This window comes from Nocardioides sp., assembly GCF_044226305.1.
Classification (GTDB): domain Bacteria; phylum Actinomycetota; class Actinomycetes; order Propionibacteriales; family Nocardioidaceae; genus Nocardioides.
Map to the genome: position 1 here is coordinate 112,853 of NZ_JBGAHF010000008.1, position 18,448 is coordinate 131,300.

16 protein-coding genes are annotated in these 18,448 nt (G+C 71.9%); 7 read left to right on the forward strand and 9 right to left on the reverse strand.

Going from position 1 to position 18,448, the window contains the following annotated elements; all coding sequences use genetic code 11:
- Nucleotides 1–422: 422 nt before the first annotated feature.
- The 7 genes from ACILQ5_RS10525 to ACILQ5_RS10555 all read right to left on the reverse strand — a co-directional run bounded on the left by ACILQ5_RS10525 (nucleotide 423) and on the right by ACILQ5_RS10555 (nucleotide 7,165).
- Nucleotides 423–1,391: an alpha/beta hydrolase gene (locus tag ACILQ5_RS10525; protein WP_395657950.1), complete on the reverse strand. Its 969-nt coding sequence runs from the start codon at nucleotides 1,389–1,391 to the stop codon at nucleotides 423–425.
- On the reverse strand, nucleotides 1,388–2,062 hold the full coding sequence (locus ACILQ5_RS10530; protein ID WP_395657951.1) for a glycerophosphodiester phosphodiesterase: 675 nt from the start codon (nucleotides 2,060–2,062) through the stop codon (nucleotides 1,388–1,390). Before ACILQ5_RS10530 ends, ACILQ5_RS10525 begins: the two co-directional genes overlap by 4 nt.
- The gene (locus tag ACILQ5_RS10535; RefSeq protein ID WP_395657952.1) at nucleotides 2,059–2,769 is read right to left on the reverse strand and encodes a gamma-glutamyl-gamma-aminobutyrate hydrolase family protein; all 711 of its coding nucleotides are present in this window, start codon (nucleotides 2,767–2,769) and stop codon (nucleotides 2,059–2,061) included. The genes ACILQ5_RS10530 and ACILQ5_RS10535 overlap by 4 nt, the downstream gene beginning before the upstream one ends.
- Before the next feature lie 10 nt (nucleotides 2,770–2,779).
- Entirely contained in the window at nucleotides 2,780–3,559 is a 780-nt protein-coding gene (locus tag ACILQ5_RS10540) for a 3-oxoacyl-ACP reductase (RefSeq protein WP_395657953.1), read from the reverse strand.
- 108 nt (nucleotides 3,560–3,667) lie between these two features.
- Nucleotides 3,668–5,035 (reverse strand): aldehyde dehydrogenase family protein, encoded by a 1,368-nt coding sequence (locus tag ACILQ5_RS10545; protein ID WP_395657954.1) that lies wholly within the window; start codon nucleotides 5,033–5,035, stop codon nucleotides 3,668–3,670.
- Nucleotides 5,036–5,046: 11 nt separating this feature from the next.
- Complete coding sequence (locus ACILQ5_RS10550) at nucleotides 5,047–6,411, reverse strand: glutamine synthetase family protein (protein ID WP_395657955.1); 1,365 nt, start codon at nucleotides 6,409–6,411, stop codon at nucleotides 5,047–5,049.
- 19 nt (nucleotides 6,412–6,430) lie between these two features.
- Nucleotides 6,431–7,165, reverse strand: coding sequence for a FadR/GntR family transcriptional regulator (locus ACILQ5_RS10555; RefSeq protein WP_395657956.1), 735 nt, complete (start codon nucleotides 7,163–7,165; stop codon nucleotides 6,431–6,433).
- 150 nt (nucleotides 7,166–7,315) lie between these two features.
- On the opposite strand from ACILQ5_RS10555, the gene ACILQ5_RS10560 reads away from it, so the two are divergent.
- The 5 genes from ACILQ5_RS10560 (at nucleotide 7,316) to ACILQ5_RS10580 (ending at nucleotide 14,193) form a co-directional block, all read left to right on the forward strand.
- Nucleotides 7,316–8,899, forward strand: coding sequence for an amino acid permease (locus ACILQ5_RS10560; protein WP_395657957.1), 1,584 nt, complete (start codon nucleotides 7,316–7,318; stop codon nucleotides 8,897–8,899).
- 15 nt (nucleotides 8,900–8,914) lie between these two features.
- Nucleotides 8,915–9,832, forward strand: coding sequence for a phosphotransferase (locus ACILQ5_RS10565; RefSeq protein WP_395657958.1), 918 nt, complete (start codon nucleotides 8,915–8,917; stop codon nucleotides 9,830–9,832).
- Entirely contained in the window at nucleotides 9,825–12,233 is a 2,409-nt protein-coding gene (locus ACILQ5_RS10570) for an FAD-dependent oxidoreductase (protein WP_395657959.1), read from the forward strand. The genes ACILQ5_RS10565 and ACILQ5_RS10570 overlap by 8 nt, the downstream gene beginning before the upstream one ends.
- Nucleotides 12,234–12,455: 222 nt before the next feature.
- Nucleotides 12,456–13,559: a hypothetical protein gene (locus ACILQ5_RS10575; protein ID WP_395657960.1), complete on the forward strand. Its 1,104-nt coding sequence runs from the start codon at nucleotides 12,456–12,458 to the stop codon at nucleotides 13,557–13,559.
- Nucleotides 13,552–14,193 carry a sortase domain-bontaining protein gene (locus ACILQ5_RS10580; RefSeq protein WP_395657961.1) on the forward strand — a complete coding sequence of 214 codons (642 nt, stop codon included), beginning with the start codon at nucleotides 13,552–13,554 and terminating at the stop codon, nucleotides 14,191–14,193. Before ACILQ5_RS10575 ends, ACILQ5_RS10580 begins: the two co-directional genes overlap by 8 nt.
- Nucleotides 14,194–14,319: 126 nt before the next feature.
- On the opposite strand, the gene ACILQ5_RS10585 is transcribed toward ACILQ5_RS10580, so the two are convergent.
- Together ACILQ5_RS10585 and ACILQ5_RS10590 are read right to left on the reverse strand one after the other, a co-directional pair.
- On the reverse strand, nucleotides 14,320–15,912 hold the full coding sequence (locus tag ACILQ5_RS10585) for a catalase (protein ID WP_395657962.1): 1,593 nt from the start codon (nucleotides 15,910–15,912) through the stop codon (nucleotides 14,320–14,322).
- 28 nt (nucleotides 15,913–15,940) lie between these two features.
- Nucleotides 15,941–16,549: a hypothetical protein gene (locus ACILQ5_RS10590; protein WP_395657963.1), complete on the reverse strand. Its 609-nt coding sequence runs from the start codon at nucleotides 16,547–16,549 to the stop codon at nucleotides 15,941–15,943.
- Between the two features lie 98 nt (nucleotides 16,550–16,647).
- On the opposite strand from ACILQ5_RS10590, the gene ACILQ5_RS10595 reads away from it, so the two are divergent.
- Both ACILQ5_RS10595 and ACILQ5_RS10600 read left to right on the forward strand, forming a co-directional pair.
- Nucleotides 16,648–17,817, forward strand: a complete 1,170-nt coding sequence (locus tag ACILQ5_RS10595) for an LLM class flavin-dependent oxidoreductase (RefSeq protein WP_395657964.1) — start codon at nucleotides 16,648–16,650, stop codon at nucleotides 17,815–17,817.
- Nucleotides 17,814–18,428, forward strand: coding sequence for an FMN reductase (locus ACILQ5_RS10600; RefSeq protein ID WP_395657965.1), 615 nt, complete (start codon nucleotides 17,814–17,816; stop codon nucleotides 18,426–18,428). Before ACILQ5_RS10595 ends, ACILQ5_RS10600 begins: the two co-directional genes overlap by 4 nt.
- Nucleotides 18,429–18,448 lie beyond the last annotated feature (20 nt).

Consider the following 18,448-nt stretch of genomic DNA (forward strand, 5'->3'; position numbering starts at 1 on the left):
GATCTCCGGCATCAGCTCGGCGGCGGGCCCGTCGCCGCCGGGTGTCACGTCGACGAACCACCGGCGGCCCGGCGTGCGGAGGTGCAGGTCGACGCTGCGTGCGTCCGCGGCTCCTGCGTAGCGCACCGTCACGGAGACCAGGTGCGGCTTGTGCCGCACCGAGAGGCCGGTGACGTCGTGCCCGGTCGCGGCGTCGGGGCCGGGCACCGGGGTCGGCTCGCCACAGACCGGGTCGTCCGCGTCGACCTGCCAGACGATCTCGTCCCCGACCGGCTCCGGACCGCGCAGCACGTCGGCGTGGGCCGGGACCGTGAGCGCGAGCGGGAGCGCTGCGGCGAGCGCGGCCGTGACGAGGGTCCGAGACATGTGACCATCATGCGTCGTCCGCCCGCGCCCGCGTCGGGCTTCGGGTCGGCCCGCGATCACGGCTGGAGGACGTAGGTGGCGTGCCAGCGCTCGATCTCGGTGTACGCCTTCTCGCGCGGCTCCTTGCGGGAGAGCACGACGTCGTGGCGGGCGCCGTCGATCGCGACGTAGGTGACGTGGCTGCCGATCGCCGTGGCCCACCGCCGGATCTGCGGCACCTCGAGCACGATGTCGTAGCCATGGGCGTCCTCGCCCATCTCCCGCGGCCAGCGGGTGCCGGCGGAGGAGAGGACGAGCACCGGGCAGCCGACCTCGAGGCCCCCCTGCAGCTCCTCGTGCCCGAGGCGGATCGCGCGCAGCCAGCCGAAGGTGACGGGGAACGAGTCGAGCGGCTTCCAGTCGGTGTTGAACATCCACTCGCCGTCGTGCTCCACGTGCAGGCTGCGCCCGTAGTGGCCCTCGACGGTGCGGGGGAGGACCCGGGTCGGCGTCCGCGCGCCGACCCGCTTGACGACCGAGGTGCCGACGCTGCGCACCAACGGGCCGCCCTGCATGTCGAGCCACGGGGAGTTGAGCACCAGGCCGGCGATCGCGGGACGGCGCTCGTTGGCCCACAGCGAGGCGATCAGGCCGCCGGTCGAGTGGGCGCTCACGACGACGTGGTCGTGGCCGTCGCGCTCGGCGACGCGGTGCAGGGCGGCGTCGATGTCCGGGAAGTGCTCGCGCAGGTCGGTGACGAAGTTCGGCGTCTGGTGCGGCCGCAGCGACCGGCCGTACTTGCGCAGGTCGACCGCGTAGAAGTCGTAGCCGCGCTCGGTCCACCACTCGGCGTACTCGGTGTGGAAGAAGTAGTCGCAGAACCCGTGCACGTGCAGGACGGCGCGGCCGGTGGGCCGGGCGGCGCGGCGGACGACGAGGGTGGTGACGACCGGGCCCTCCTGGTCCGGCGGCAGGGTGATGGTCTCGGCCAGGTAGGGCTCGCCCAGGACGTCCGGGACGAGCTCGTCGAAGGCACCACTGGTCATGGCGGAAGTCTGTCAGCCCGCAGGCGCAGGGCCAGCGCGGGCTCGTTGGTCGTCACCATCCAGGCGCGACCGGGTCGCATCCAGTACGCCAGCGACCGCGGCGTGTCGACGGTCCACACCAGCAGCGGGAGCCGGTGCCGACGGGCGAAGCGCGCGACCCGGATCCGCGCCAGCCAGTGGTGGGCGACGGCGACGTTGGCGCGCGAGTCGTCGTAGCGGAGCTCGGGCCAGATCTCCGAGGTGCGCACCTTCACCAGCTGCCAGAGCGCGAACCCCGGGACGCCGCGCCCCAGGGACAGCCCGACCAGCAGGTGGTGGCCCCCGGCGTCGGCCCAGTCGCGGACCGAGCGGACCCCGTCGTCGTACCCCGTGGCCACGAGCAGGTGGTCGGTCCCGAGCCGTTCGACGGCGATCGCGACGGCCTCGACCTCGCCGCCGTGGAACTTCAGGTCCAGGTGGACCCGGGCGCGTCCGGCGATCAGGCCGAGCGCCTCGTCGTAACGGAGCAGCTCCGGACCGGGTACGTCGACGGGGTCGTGGTGCAGCACCAGGGAGCCGTCCGCGGTGCGCTGCACGTCGATCTCGACGTAGTCGGCGCCGAGGGCGATCGCCGCCTCGATGTCCGGGCGGGTGAGGCAGCGGTGGGCGCTGACGAGCGTCGCGACCCTCATCGCGCCGCGGCGCGGGCCGCGGCCGCCTCCACCAGCCCGGCGAGGAGCCCGACGTCCGCCGCGGTCTCGGGGTGCCACTGCACGCCGACGCAGAACCGCTCTCCGGGCGCCTCCATGGCCTCGAGGGTGCCGTCAGCGGCGTGGGCCACGGCCGTGAAGCCCGGGTGGGTGCGCACCGACTGGTGGTGGTGGCAGCTCACGGACAGCTCGTCGCCGACCAGCCCGGCCAGCCGGGTGCCGGGGACGGTCGAGACGGCGACCGTGCCGAACTCGTCGCCGCCGGGGGAGTGCTGCTCGTGGTCGACGAGGTCCGGGACGTGCTGGTCGAGCACGCCGCCCGCGTGCACGGCCATCACCTGCATGCCGCGGCACACGCCGAGCACCGGCAGCCCCGCGGCGTCCGCGGCGTCGAGCAGGGCGGTCTCCCAGGCGTCCCGGTCGGGCCGCCACCCCGCCGTGCGGGGGTGCGCCTCCTGGTCGTAGCGCGTCGGGTCGACGTCCGCACCGCCGCTGACGACCAGCCCGTCGAGCCGGGCGACCACGACCGCCGCCGACTCCGGACGGCCGACCGGCAGCAGCACCGGGACGCCGCCGGTCGCCTCGACGGCCGCGGCGTACTGGGTCGGCAGCAGGTCGGCACGCTGGTGCCACACCCCCCACGCCGCGTCCTCGCGGTAGGTGGTGAGCCCGATCAGCGGGGTGCTCATGACGGCCGGCTCACAGCGGCGTGACGTACGCCCCGGAGATGCCGCCGTCCACCAGGAAGGTGCTGGCGGTCATGAACGAGGAGTCGTCGGAGGCCAGGAACAGCACCGCCGAGGCCATCTCCTCGGGCTCTCCGAAGCGTCCCATCGGGACGTGCACGAGGCGACGGGCCGCGCGCTCGGCGTCCTTGGCGAACAGCTCCTGGAGGAGCGGGGTGTTGACCGGGCCCGGGCACAGGGCGTTCACCCGGACGCCCTGGCGCGCGAACTGCACGCCGAGCTCGCGGGTCATCGACAGCACCCCGCCCTTGGAGGCCGAGTAGGAGATCTGCGACGTCGCGGCCCCCATCACGGCCACGAACGACGCGGTGTTGATGATCGACCCGCGGCCCTGCTCGATCATGTAGGGCAGGGCCGCCTTGCAGCACAGGTACACGCTGGTCAGGTTGACCTCCTGCACCTTGCGCCAGGCGTCGAGGTCGGTGTCGAGGATCGAGTCGTCCTCGGGCGGGCTGATGCCGGCGTTGTTGAACGCGATGTCGACCGACCCGTAGGTGTCCTTCGCGGTCCGGAAGAGCGCGTCGACCTGCTCCTTGTCGGTGACGTCGACGTGCACGTAGGTGGCCACCGACTCCCCGCCGAGCTGGCCGACGAGCTGGTGCCCGCGCTGGTCGTCGATGTCGCCGATGACGACCTTCGCGCCCTCCTCGACGAACCGCTGCACCGTCGCCAGGCCGATGCCCGAGCAGCCTCCGGTCACGACCGCGACCCGGTCCTGGATGCGTCCTGCCATGGGTCAACCCTCTCTGCTGGAGTACTGGATGGCTTTTCCCTGCACTTGTCGGGTGTTGCTTCGGCCGACAAGTGAGGGTTTCCCCGGCCAGCCGGGGAAACCGACCGGTCAATGGGCGAAGAAGACGTTCTTCTCCTCGGTGAACGCCATCGGGGCGTCCGGGCCGAGCTCCCGGCCGAGTCCGGACTGCTTGTAGCCGCCGAACGGCGTCCAGTAGCGCACCGACGAGTGCGAGTTCACGCTGAGGTTGCCCGCCTCGACGGCCCGGGCGACCCGCAGCCCGCGGCCGAGGTCGGAGGTGAAGATGGAGCCGGACAGGCCGTACTCGGTGTCGTTGGCCTTGGCGACCGCGTCCGCCTCGTCGTCGAACGGCATCACCGCGACCACCGGGCCGAACACCTCCTCGCGCCAGATCCGGGTGGCCGGGTCGTCGACGGTGACCACCGAGGGCGGCACCCAGAAGCCGTCGCCGCCGGGGGCGGAGCCGGCGAAGGCGACCTCGACCTCGTCGAGGTAGCCGGTCACGGACTCCTTCTGCTGCGCGGAGATCAGCGGCCCCATCTCGCTGGACTCGTCGCTGGGGTCGAGCACCCGCAGCCCGCGCACCGCGGGCTCGAGCTTGGTGAGGAACTCGTCGTACGCCGACCGCTCCACCAGGATCCGGGAGCGGGCACAGCAGTCCTGGCCGGCGTTGTCGAAGACGGCGTACGGCGCGCTCGCCGCCGCGGCGTCGATGTCCGCGTCGGCGAAGACGATGTTGGAGCTCTTGCCGCCCAGCTCGAGGGTCACCTTCTTCACCTGCTCGGCGCAGCCGGCCATGATCCGCTTGCCGACCTCGGTCGAGCCGGTGAAGCAGACCTTCTGGACCAGCGGGTGCGTCACGAACCGCTCGCCCACGACCGAGCCCTTGCCCGCCACGATCGTCAGGACGTGCTCGGGGAGGCCGGCCTCGAGCGCCAGCTCGCCGAGCCGGATCGCCGTCAGCGGGGTGAGCTCGGCCGGCTTGAGGACGACGGTGTTGCCGGCCGCCAGGGCCGGGGCGAAGCCCCAGCCGGCGATCGGCATGGGGAAGTTCCACGGCACGATCACGCCGACCACGCCGAGCGGCTCGTGGAAGGTGACGTCCACCCCGCCGGCCACCGGGATCTGGCGGCCGAAGAGGCGCTCGGGAGCCCCGGCGTAGTAGTTGAGGCAGTCCCGGACGTTGCCGGCCTCCCAGCGGGCGTTGCCCCAGGTGTGGCCGGCGTTGCGGACCTCGAGCTCGGCGAGCTCCTCGACGTGGGCGTCCACGACCGCGGCGAACCGGCGCAGCAGGGCCGCCCGCTCGCCCGGCGGCAGGGCGCGCCAGGCCGGGAACGCCGCGTGCGCGGCCTCGATCGCGGCGTCCGCGTCGGCCAGCGAGGCCAGCGGCAGCTCGGTCACCGGGGTCCCCGTCGCGGGGTTGATCACCAGGTGCGTCACGGGGGTCGTCGTCACGGTGCGGTCACCTACAGCCTCTCGAATCCACGGAACAGCTCCCAGTCGGTCACGGCGGCGTTGAACGCGGCCAGCTCGACGTCGGCCATGTTGGTGTAGTGGTCCACGACGTCGTCGCCCAGGGTCTCCCGGGCGATCGCGGACGTGGCGAACGCCTCGCGCGCCGCCGCCAGGGTGGTCGGGACCTTCGGGTGGTCCGACGTGTAGGCGTTGCCGACCAGCTCGTCCTCGAGGGGGAGCTCGTGCTCGATCCCGTACAGACCACCGGCGATCATCGCCGCCAGCGCGAGGTACGGGTTCGTGTCGGCGCCGGGCAGCCGGTTCTCCATCCGGGCGCCCGCCCCCTTGCCCACGAGGCGTACGGCGCAGGTGCGGTTGTCCAACCCCCACGCGATCGTGGTCGGGGCGAACGAGCCGTCCGCGAACCGCTTGTAGGAGTTGACGTTCGGCGCGAAGAACAGCGTGAAGTCGGCCATCGTGGCGAGGACGCCGGCGATGAAGTGGTCGTAGAGCGGGGTGCGGGCGCCGTCCTTCCAGAACACCAGCTCGCCGTCCGTGCCGCGCAGCGAGAGGTGGATGTGGCAGGAGCTGCCCTCGCGCTGGTCGTACTTCGCCATGAAGGTGATGGCCTTGCCCTGCTGGGCGGCGATCTCCTTCGCGACCGTCTTGTAGACGGCGTGGTTGTCGGCCGTGGTCAGCGCGTCCGCGTAGAGGAAGCCGACCTCGTGCTGGCCGAAGTTGCACTCGCCCTTCGCGCCCTCGACGTCGAGGCCGGCGTCGTACATGGTGTTCCGGATCGCCCGCAGGAGCGGCTCGACCCGGGTGGTGCCCAGGATCGAGTAGTCGACGTTGTACTGGTTGACCGGCGTGAGGTCGTGGTAGCGCTGCTCGTGCGCCGCTTCGTAGGTCGTGTCGAAGGCGATGAACTCGAGCTCGGTGCCGGCCAGCGCCTGCCAACCGGCGGCGGCGACCTTGTCGAGCTGTGCCTGCAGGATCGAGCGGGGCGACTGGACGACGGGGGTGTGGTCGGGCCACACCAGGTCGCACTGGACCATCGCGGTCGCCGGGAGGTGGCTCAGCACCCGGATCGTCCGCTCGTCCAGCACGAACTCCATGTCGCCGTACCCGCGGTCCCACGACGAGATGGAGTAGCCGTCGACGGTGTTCATGTCGACGTCCACGGCGAGCAGGTAGTTGCAGCCCTCCGTGCCGTGCGGCACGGCGACCTTGGCGAAGTACTGGCCGTGCAGCCGCTTGCCCTGGAGGCGCCCCTGCATGTCGGTGAAGGCGACGACGACGGTGTCGATGCTGCCCTGCCCGATCCGGTCGAGCAGGTGCTGCATCGAGAGGTGCCGGTCGTTGCGCAGGTCGGTCATGCGGGCTCCGTTCCCAGGACTATCCGATGAGGCCGCGCAGCAGCGCGGCCGTGTCGTCGCAGTGTTCCTCCATGACCGAGCGCGCCCGCCCGGCGTCCCCGGCCAGCACCGCCCTGACCAGGGCGGCGTGCTGGCGGTCGGAGTGGGCGATGTTGGTGCCGAGCACCGGGATCGCGAGCAGCATCTCGTGGAGCGTGGCCTGCACCTCGGTCACCGCCTCGATGACGCGCCGCGACTCGGCCAGCGAGGCCACCGTCAGGTGCAGCCGGGAGTCGGCCTGCCGGTGCTGGGCCGGCTTGCGGGCCGCAGCCACGTCGGCGAGCGCCTGCTCGAGCTGCTCCCGGCGTACGCCGGTCGGTGCGGTGCCCGCCGCCAGGTAGGCCGCTCCCGGCTCGACCACCCGGCGGAAGTCCAGCGCGTCGAGCCAGTCCTGGCGCTGGGCCGGGCTGACGCGGGCGGCGGCGCGCCCGCCGGGGGTGCGCGGCTTGAGGGTGACGACGGTGCCACCGCCGCGACCGCGAGTGGTCTCGACCAGTCCGGCCTCGCGCAGCGCCGCCATCGCCTCGCGCAGCGTGGCCCGCGAGACCGCGAGCCGAGCGGCTAGCTCGCGCTCGCTGGGCAGGGCACTGCCGAGCGGGTAGACCCCGAGCCGGATCGCGGTCGCGAGCTGCTCCACGCACGCCTCGAACGCGTGGTGGCCCCGCACCGGCCGCAGCACCGCTTCCGGCAGACGCTGGTCGGGGGAGGCGGTCACGGGCTCAACCTTCGGGTCGCGGCCGCAGGGTGTCAATGGCCGATTGGTCTGAGTTCATACCATTTTCACACGGATCTCTTTACACCCAGATCGCGCCGGGTCTACCGTCCGGTTCACATTCGCACGAACCGCCCCCGGAAGGTGTTTCGCATGCCCGAAGCGTACGAGCCGGCCTCGGCTCCTCACCCCCACCTCAGCGAGGACGAGCAGCACCTCGCCCGTCTCGGGTACAAGCAGGAGCTCAGCCGCAGCTGGTCCGGCTTCTCCAACTTCGCCATCTCCTTCTCGATCATCTCGATCCTCGCCGGCTGTCTGACGACGTACGGCGCGGGCATCGCGAACGGCGGACCGATCTCGATCTCGTGGTCCTGGCCGATCATCTCGGTGTTCATCCTCATCATCGGCTTCACGATGTCCGAGCTCGTGTCCTCGATGCCGACCTCGGGCGGGATCTACTACTGGTCGTCCAAGCTCGGCGGCGCACGGGCCGGGTTCTTCACCGGCTGGCTGAACCTCATCGGCCTGATCGCGGTGACCGCGTCGGTGGCCTACGGCTGTGCCACGTTCTTCGAGCTGACGTTCCTGGAGTGGGGCTGGTACGACACCTTCTCGCTGAACCGGATCTTCGTCTACTTCGTGGTCATCCTGGTCCTGATCACCCTGATCAACATCTTCTCCAGCCACCTGCTGGCGCTGCTCAACAACGTCTCCGTGTGGTGGCACGTCGTCGGCGCTGCCGTGCTGATCGGGGTGCTGATCTTCGTGCCCGAGGACCACCTGAGCCTGTCCCAGGTGTATACCGACACCTACAACGGCTCGGGCTGGGACGGAGGGTCGACCAGCTCCCTGGCCTTCTTCTTCGTCATCATCCCGTTCGGATTCATCCTGACCCAGTACACGATCACCGGGTTCGACGCCTCGGTCCACCTCTCCGAGGAGACCCAGGGTGCGGCGAAGTCCGCCGCCCAGGGGCTGTGGCGGTCGATCTTCTACTCGGCGGTCGGCGGCTACGTCCTGCTCCTCGCGGTCACCTTCGCGATCCCGCAGGTCGACGGCCAGCCCGACTACGCCAGCATCCCGGCCGGCGGCGTCGCCTACGTGTTCGACGCCTCCCTGGGCTCGAGCTGGGCGGGCACGCTGCTCTTCATCTCGGCCTCCGCCCAGCTCTTCTGCGCCACGGCCTGCCTGACCTCGACGTCACGGATGATGTTCGCCTTCAGCCGCGACCGCGCGGTCCCCGGCTCGCGGATGTGGTCGAAGGTCAACGCGCGCAAGACCCCGGTCAACGCGGTCCTCTGCGCGGCGGTCATCGGCGGCCTCATCACGCTGCCGGCGCTGAAGTCCGTCAACGGCATCCCGACCGCGTTCTACGCCGTCGTCTCGGTGTCCGTGATCGGCCTGTACTTCTCGTTCGCGATCCCGATCTACCTGCGTTGGCGGCACGGAGACAGCTTCCAGGTGGGCAGCTGGAACAACGGCAAGAAGTACAAGTGGATGAACCCGATCGCGGTGATCGAGATCCTCTTCGTCGGCATCATGCTGATGCTCCCGACCTCGCCGTACGGCGCTCCCTGGACCGACGAGTTCACCTGGGCGAGCGTCAACTACGCGCCGATCATGACCGTCGGCGTGCTGGTCGTCCTCTGGATCTGGTGGGCGGTGTCGGCGAAGAACTGGTTCACCGGCCCGGTCCAGACGATCGACCAGGCGGTCGTCGACGCGTTCGACGACTGACCCGCGCGCTCCCGGGTGACGACACCGCCGCTGGACCGCCTCGCCTGCCTGGCGGGGCGGTCCTGGCGTGTCCGCGAGCTGCCCGGTGGCCTGACCAACACCAACTTCCACGTGACCACCGACGACGGGCGCGACCTCGTCGTGCGATGGTCGCAGGGCGACGCCGGCCTCCTCGGTATCGACCGTGACAACGAGGCCCACAACACCGCGGCTGCGGCCGAGGCGGGCGTGGGGGCGGAGGTCGTGGAGTACCGCCCCGACCTGGCGATGCTGGTGATCACCTACCTGCAGGGGCGGGCGCTGGTCGACGAGTCCTTCGCCGACCCGGCGGTCCTGGCCCGGGCGGCGGACGCCTGCCGCCGGCTGCACGCGGGACCGCGGTTCGCCGGCGACTTCGACATGTTCAGCCGGCAGGCGGCCTACCTGCGGACGGTGCGGGAGCGCGGCTACGCCCTGCCGGACGGGTACGACGACCACGCGGCCGCCTGGGCCGACGTGCGCCGGGCGCTTGCCGTGGCGCCACGACCGACGGTGCCCTGCAACAACGACCTGCTCGCCGGCAACTTCATCGACGACGCCACCTGGCACGGGCAGGGGCGGGTCTGGCTCATCGACTACGAGTACTCCGGCAACAACGACCCGTGCTTCGAGCTCGGCAACACCGCCACCGAGTGCGGCCTGAACCCGGAGCAGGTCGAGGCCTACGTCGAGTGCTACTTCGGCCGGCCGACCCGGGCCGACCTCGCCCGGGTGCGCCTGCAGATGCTCTGCAGCGAGTACGGCTGGTCGCTGTGGGGCTTCATCCAGGCCGCCGCGAGCCCGATCGACTACGACTTCCACGGATGGGGCATGGAGCGCTACGAGAAGGCGGTCGCCACGTTCCGCGGCCCGGACCTCCCGCGGCTGCTGGAGGAGGTGGCGACGGGTGGCTGACCTGCCGACCCGGGCCCGGGTGGTGGTGGTCGGCGGCGGCATCGTCGGCACGTCGGTCGCCTACCACCTGGCGAAGCTCGGCTGGACCGACGTGCTGCTCCTGGAGCAGGGGACGCTGTCGTGCGGGACCACCTGGCACGCGGCCGGCCTGGTCGGCCCGCTGCGTGCCTCCGAGAGCGGCACCCGGCTCGTGCAGTACTCCGCCGAGCTCTACGACGCCCTCGAGGCGGAGACCGGACTGGCGACGGGCTACCGGAACGTCGGCGGCCTCGTCGTCGCCCGCACCGAGGAACGGATGGTGCAGCTGCGGCGCACCGCGGCCAACGCGGTCGCCTACGACCTGCCGTGCGAGCTGGTGTCGCCCGAGCAGGCCCAGGAGCTGTGGCCGCCGATGCGGGTCGACGACCTGCTCGGGGCGATCTGGCTGCCCGGCGACGGCAAGGTCAACCCCGCCGACGTCACCCAGTCGTTGGCGCGTGGTGCCCGCCAGCGGGGTGTCCGGATCGTCGAGCGGGTGCGCGTCACGGGCTTCGAGGTCGAGGCCGGACGGGTGACCGGGGTCCGCACCGCCCACGCCGGCGGACACCAGAGCGTCGAGACCGAGGTCGTCGTCAACTGCGCCGGCCAGTGGGCGAAGGCGCTGGGAGACTTGGTCGGCGTGACCGTCCCGCTCCACTCGGCCGAGCACTTCTACGTCGTGACCGAGTCGGTGCCGGGCACCCACCCCGACCTGCCGATCATGCGGGACCCGGACGGCTGGACCTACTTCAAGGAGGAGACCGGCGGCCTGGTGGTCGGCGGGTTCGAGCCCGAGGCGAAGCCGTGGCGCTCGCCGGACGACCTCCCGTACCCGTTCGAGTTCCAGCTCCTGGAGGAGGACTGGGACCACTTCTCGATGCTGATGGACGAAGCACTACTGCGGATCCCGGCCCTCGAGGAGACCGGCATCCGGAAGTTCTACAACGGGCCGGAGTCCTTCACCCCCGACAACCAGTTCCTGCTCGGCGAGGCGCCCGGCCTGCGCGGCTACTTCGTCGGTGCCGGCTTCAACTCCGTGGGCATCGCGTCGGCCGGCGGCGCCGGTCGGGCGCTCGCGGAGTGGATCGTGGCGGGGGAGCCGCAGGACGACCTGGTCGCCGTCGACGTGCGCCGGTTCGCCCCGTTCCACGGCGACAACCAGTGGCTGCGCGCCCGGGTCGCGGAGGTGCTCGGCCTGCACTACGCGCTGCCCTGGCCGAACCGCGAGCTCGAGTCGGCCCGTCCGCAACGCACCTCGCCGTTGCACGAGCGCCTGACCGCGGCCGGTGCGGTCTTCGGCACCCGGATGGGCTGGGAGCGTCCGAACGTCTTCGCGCCCGCGGTCGACTACTCCTGGGGCAAGCCGTCCTGGCTGCCGTACTCGGTCGAGGAGCAGCTGGCCACCCGGACCGACGTCGCGGTCTTCGACCAGACGTCGTTCTCGAAGTACGAGGTGGCCGGGCCGCACGCCCTGGCCGGCCTGCAGTGGGTCTGCGCCGCCGACGTCGACGTCGAGGTCGGGCGGTGCGTCTACACGCCGTTCCTCAACGACCGCGGCACCTACGAGGCCGACCTCACGGTCACCCGGACCGGCGTCGACTCGTTCCTGCTGGTCTCGAGCTCGGCGACCACCGTGCGCGACCTCGACTGGCTGGCCCGGCACGGCGTGCCCGCCGAGGACGTCACCGAGCGGTACGCCGTGCTCGGGGTGATGGGACCCCGCTCGCGGTCACTGCTGGAGGGGCTCTCGGACGACGACTGGTCCGACGAGGGCTTCCCGTTCGCCACGAGCCGGGAGGTGACCGTGGCCGGCGTGCGGCTCCGCGCGACCCGGATGACCTACGTCGGCGAGCTGGGCTGGGAGCTGCTCGTCCCGGTCGAGCACGCGGTGGCGGCGTACGACGCCATCTCCTCGGCCGGCGCGCGTGACGCTGGCTACTGGACGATCGAGTCCCTGCGCCTCGAGAAGGGCTACCGCGCGTTCGGGCGCGAGCTGACGCCCGACTACGGCCCGGTCGAGGCCGGCCTGGTGTTCGCCACGGCGCTGTCCGGGACCAAGGACTTCCTCGGCCGGTCCGCGCTCGCCGCCCACCGTGCCACGCTGGCCGCGGGGGGACCGCGGCGGCGCTTCGTGTCCCTCGTCGTCGAGTCGCCCGAGCCGATGCTGTGGGGAGGCGAGCTGCTCCTGCGTGACGGCGAGCCGGCCGGACAGGTCACCAGTGCCGCGTGGGGTGCGACCGTGGGCGCCGCCGTCGGCCTCGGCTACCTCCGCAACGACGGACCGGTGACGACGGACTGGCTCGCGCGGAGCGCGTTCGAGGTCGACGTGGCGGGGGAGCGGTACGCCGTCCGCTGCTCGCTCAAGGCGCCCCTCGGGCCGTGACCGACCCTGCTGCGACCGAGCCGCAGGGCCACTCGCACGACCTCGCGCAGCACCGAGGCATGACAACGAGCGGGACCCGACCGGGTCACGTGTGATCCCTCAGCGGTCTGGACCAGGGTTCGGACCGGTCCAGACCGGCAACTACTCAAGCACGCCCGACGGGCTCGTCGGATGTGGGGAATCATCAGCGGTCGCCGCGGCGACCCGGACGACGGAGTCAGCATGCGCACATCTCGGAGGATCACGCCTGTCCTCGCCCTGGCCTCGGCCGCCACGCTCGCCTCGCTGTCCTGCGGGGCCCTGGTCGGCAGCGCCGTCGCCGACCCGGGCAAGGACCACCAGGACCACGGCCAGCACCAGGGCCAGGACGGTAGTCACGGGCACCAGGGCCAGGACGGCAGCCACGGCCACCAGGGCCAGGGCGGCAGCCACGGCCACCAGGGCCCGGGTGCCAGCCACGGCCACCAGGGCCAGGGCGGCAGCCACGGCCACCAGGGCCAGGGCGGCAGCCACGGCCACCAGGGCCAGGGCGACGGCCACGGCCACCAGGGCCAGGGCGACAGCCACGGCCACCAGGGCCAGGGCGGTGGCCATGGGTCGGACGACCCGAACGGCAACAACGGGACCGTGAAGATCGCCGGCCCCGGGGACGCCGTCGGGCACCCCAGCAACAACCCGCACCCGGGCTGCACCTTCGACGTCGAGTGGTTCGGGTACGACGAGGGGGACGACGTCGTCTCGACCGTCACCTTCACCGCCCAGGCGCCGACCTCGGACGCCACCATCGGCGGCACCTCGCCGGGGTCGGTCTTCGTCGGCGGCGACCCCGCCGGTGGTGGGACCGACCTGGACGGTCGCCAGGCCTACACGCTGACGTTCAGCGGAGCGGAGCCGCACCCGAAGCAGGGCTACCACGTCAAGCTCACCGTGGCCACGCCGCACTCGCTCGGCAACGACACCAAGACGAAGGTGTTCTGGGTCCAGCCGTGCGAGGCCGGCGGGTCCGACACCCCGGACACCCCCGGCGGACCCGGCGGCTCGGGTGGCTCGGGCGGCTCGGGCGGTTCGGGTGGCTCGGGGGGCGGCTCGTCGTCCTCCACCGGCACCGGCTCGCACGCCGTCACGACGCCTGCGGGCTCCTCGCCCACCGACGCGGCTTCGCCGGGCTCGACGTCCGGCTCCACCGCCGCCGTCCCGACCTCGGTCGACGCGGGCGAGGACGGCGCCCTGCCGGACTGGGCGCGGTCGCCGCTGCCCCTCACGCTGGTGGCCGCCGGACTGGTGGTCGCCGGAATCGCGATCGCCCGTCGATCGTCTCGTGCCTGACCGACGCGACGTCGCGCTGGCGGCGGCGGGCCTGACGCTCGCCGCCGCCGGGGCGTTCGCCTGGTGGTCGCCGTCGGCGAACAGCAGCAACGGTCCGACACCCGGGTCTGCGGCCTCGACCACCGGGTCCGCGGCCCCGGCGACCGGGGCGAGCGACCCGGCCTCCGCCCCGGCCGAGCCACCCCGGACGCGCCCCGAGCCCGGCGACCCGGAGCAGCTGAGCATCCCGGCGCTGGGGGTGTCGGCACCCGTCGTACCGGTGCGAGCACCGGGGCGCACGCTGGTGCCGCCGGGCGACCCGACGACCCTGGGCTGGTGGGCGGACGGGGCGCGGCCCGGTGCCGCACGCGGCAGCGCGCTGGTGGCCGGCCACACGGTCCACACGGGCGGCGGGGCCCTGGACGACCTCGAGGACGCCCGACGGGGGGACCGGGTCGTCGTCCGCACCGACCGCGGCCGGATCACCTACGTCGTCCGGCAGGTCCACGTCTACGACAAGGGCCGGATCGCCGACGACGCGACCCGGCTGTTCAGCCAGCAGGTCCCCGGCCGCCTGGTCATCGTGACCTGTGAGGACTGGGACGGCGAGCAGTACCTCAGCAACGTCGTCGTCACCGCGACCCCGGTCGGCTGAACTCGCCCCGGGACCGTGGTGAACCGGCACTTCCCACGGCGGGCAGGCCGTGGGAAGTGCAGGTTCATCGACAGACCATGGTGAAACTGCGGCCTGAACCAGCGGCGTGAACCTGCGGCCGCAGCCTCAGGAGCCGGCGTGCGTGTTCGACTCCACGACGGGGTCCTGGGCGTGCTCGCGGGCCTGGTCGTCCTGGCCGCCGGGTCCGCCCAGGTCGGCCTCAGCGCGCACCAGCTCCTCGATCCGCTTGCCGCACTCGGCGTCGACCCGACGCCAGTACTCGAAGGCGCGCTCGAGGACGTCGCCCTCGACGCCGCCGAGCAGGTGCCCCGCGACGGTCTTCACGAAGACCTCGCGCTGCTCGTCGGTCCACACGTCGCGCACCAGCGCGCCGGGCTGCGACCAGTCGTCGTCGTCCGGGCGCAGCGTGTACGCCTGGCGCACCATCGCCCCGTCGGCCTCCCAGCCCGGGTCGACCTCGCCGACCTCGTCGGCGTACCCGCGCCCGAAGGAGTTCGGGGCGTAGACCGGGTCGTCGCCGCGGTGCTCGTAGGCCATCGGGCCGTCCTGGGTGTAGGTGTTCACCTCGACGCGCGGCCGGTTCACCGGCAGCTGCAGGTAGTTGGGCCCGATCCGGTGCCGGTGCGTGTCGGAGTAGGCGAACGCGCGGCCCAGGAGCATCTTGTCGGGGGAGAACCCGATCCCGGGCACGAGCGCCGACGGCTCGAAGGCCGCCTGCTCGACCTGGGCGAAGAAGTTCTCCGGGTTGCGGTCCAGGGTCATGGTGCCGACCCGGATCAGCGGGTAGTCGGCGTGTGGCCAGATCTTCGTCAGGTCGAACGGGTTGATCCGGTACGTCGCCGCATCGTCGTACGGCATCGCCTGGACCGACAGCGTCCAGCTCGGGAACTCGCCGCGGTCGATGGACTGGTAGAGGTCGCGACGGTGGAAGTCGGCGTCCTCGCCGGCGATCTTCGTGGCGTCCTGGTCGGTGAGGCCCTCGACGCCCTGGTCGCTGTGGAAGTGGTACTTGACCCAGTGCTTCTCACCAGCCGCGTTGATCCACAGGTAGGTGTGGGAGCCGTAGCCGTTCATGTGCCGGTAGGTCCGCGGGATGCCGCGGTCGCCCATCAGGTAGGTCACCTGGTGCGCCGACTCCGGGTTGAGCGTCCAGAAGTCCCACTGCATGTTGTTGTCGCGCAGGCCCGACCCGCCGCGGCGCTTCTGCGAGCGGATGAAGTGCGGGAACTTCATGGTGTCGCGGATGAAGAAGACCGGGGTGTTGTTGCCGACCAGGTCGTAGTTGCCCTCGGTCGTGTAGAACTTCAGCGCGAACCCGCGCGGGTCGCGCCAGGTGTCGGGGGAGCCCTGCTCGCCCGCGACCGTCGAGAACCGGGCCAGCATCTCGGTCGTGACTCCCGGCTGGAACAGCGCCGCCTTCGTCAGGTGCGACACGTCCTCGGTGGTCTCGAACCGGCCGAACGCGCCCGAGCCCTTCGCGTGCACGTTGCGCTCCGGGATCCGCTCGCGGTTGAAGTGCGCCATCTGGTTCAGGAAGTGCACGTCGTGGAGCAGGATCGGCCCGTCCGGGCCCAGGGTCAGGCTGTTGCGGTCGCTCGGCGCCGGCGCTCCCGTGTCGGTCGTGGAGCCGAGCCGTGCCTCGTCGGACGGGGAGGTGGCGATGGACGTGCCGTCGTTCGGCTGGGGCAGGTCGGGCATGGTGCTCTCCTCGCGTCGGGGTCGTCGTCTACCCCGCGGGTACCCGACCCTCCCGCCGCACACGCAGCCAGAGCACCAGCAAACCGGCGCACAGCGCCCCGAGCGTGCCGAGCACCTCGTCGCCGAGGGTGTCCTCGTACGCCGTGTCGAGCTCGGTGCCGTGGCGGATGAACGTCCACCACTCACCCACCTCCCAGCCGATCGCGAGGATCGCGCCGAGGCCGCACACGACGAGGACGACCGCCCAGCGCGGCCGCACCGCCCCGCAGATGAGCAGGCCCAGACCGCTGAGCAGCAGGAACCAGTTGAAGAAGTGGTTGAAGTCGTCCCACCACACGACGGTGTCGTAGAGGTCGAGGGTGTTGCCGGTGACGTCGACGAGGAACGGGGCCATGACCAGGGTGAACGCGCCGTACGGCGGCACGCCCCGGGGGTCGCGTCGGCGGTCCACCAGCCACCAGATGGCCGGCACGACCAGCATGAGCAGCGGGTAGGCGAGCAGCCGAGCGCCGAACGCCTTGCCCTCGAACCGCTCGATGCCGGGCACCCACTCCGCCACGGCGAGCTGGCCGACGGTCAGCAGCAGGACGAGGATCGGCACCCAGATGGGACAGCGGCGTTCCTGAGGTTCCGGCACGGGAGGATGGTCGCAGGAATAGGCCGCGGGCGGATCCTGTTGACCGGTTAGTTCGTGATTCAACTACACCCCACGACGCAGAGGACAGAGAGCGGACCATGCAGATCGGCATCTTCACCGTCGGTGACGTCACGCCGGACCCGACGACGGGCCGGACCCCCACGGAGCACGAGCGGATCAAGGCGACCGTCGAGATCGCGAAGAAGGCCGAGGAGATCGGCCTGGACGTGTTCGCGACCGGCGAGCACCACAACCCGCCCTTCGTCGCCTCCAACCCGACGGCGACGCTGGCCTACATCGGCGCGCAGACCGAGCGGATCATCCTGTCGACGGCGACCACGCTGATCACCACGACCGACCCGGTGCTCATCGCCGAGGACTACGCCAAGATCCAGCACCTCACCGACGGCCGTGTCGACCTGATGATGGGTCGCGGCAACACCGGCCCGGTGTACCCCTGGTTCGGCAAGGACATCCGGCAGGGCATCAACCTGGCCATCGAGAACTACGCCCTGCTGCGCCGGCTGTGGCGCGAGGACGTCGTCGACTGGGAGGGCCGGTTCCGGACCCCGCTGCAGGGCTACACCTCGACGCCGCGCCCGCTGGACGGTGTGCCGCCGTTCGTGTGGCACGGCTCGATCCGCAGCCCCGAGATCGCCGAGCAGGCGGCGTACTACGGCGACGGCTTCTTCCACAACCACATCTTCTGGCCGGCCGCGCACACGAAGCAGATGGTCGACCTCTACCGGCGCCGCTGGGAGCACCACGGCCACGGACCGGCCGACACCGCGATCGTCGGCCTGGGCGGCCAGTTCTTCATGCGCCGCAACAGCCAGGACGCGGTCGACGAGTTCCGCCCGTACTTCGACAACGCCCCGGTCTACGGCCACGGCCCGTCGCTGGAGGACTTCACCGAGGCCACGCCGCTGACCGTGGGCTCGCCGCAGCAGGTGCTCGAGCGCACGCTGTCGTTCCGCGAGTACGTCGGGGACTACCAGCGCCAGCTGTTCCTGGTCGACCACGCCGGGCTGCCGCTGAAGACCGTGCTGGAGCAGCTGGACCTGCTCGGCGAGATCCTGCCCGACCTGCGGGCCGGCTTCGCCGAGGGCCGGCCGGCGCACGTCCCGGACGCGCCGACCCACGCGTCGCTGGTCGCGGCCGCCGGCGGTGGGCACGACTCCACCGTGTACGCCCCGGCCGACGACGTCACCGGCACGACCGACCGTGGGACCGACCGTGAGACCGACCGTGAGGGAGTGTCCGCATGACCCGACTCGTCGTCGTCAGCGCCGGGCTGAGCGTGCCGTCCTCGACCCGGCTGCTCGCCGACCGGCTGACCGCGGCCACGGCGGAGGCGCTCGGCGAGGTCGACGTGACCCACGTCGAGCTGCGCGACCTCGCGCACGAGATCACCGACCGGCTCCTCACCGGCTTCCCGGGCCCGGCGCTGAGCGCGGCCGCGGACGCGGTCCGGGACGCCGACGGGCTGGTCGTGGTGACCCCGGTCTTCGCGGCGTCGTACTCGGGGCTGTTCAAGAGCTTCTTCGACGTCCTCGAGCCGGGGACCGTCGACGGCACGCCGGTGCTGCTGGCCGCCACGGCCGGCACCGCCCGGCACTCGCTGGTCATCGAGCACGCGCTGCGGCCGCTGTTCGCCTACCTGCGCGCCGTCCCCGTCCCGACCGGCGTGTTCGCCGCGACTGACGACTTCGGCGACCGCGGGCTCCAGGAGCGGGTCGAGCGCGCCGCGGGCGAGCTGGCCACGCTGATGGGCAAGGTCGACACGAGTGGTGCCGCACGACGGCGCCGGACCGTCGAGGACGAGCTGGCCGACCCGACCCCGTTCGACGAGCTGCTCCGGCGGGCGTCGGGCGACTGACCGGGGCGGTTCACCCCCGC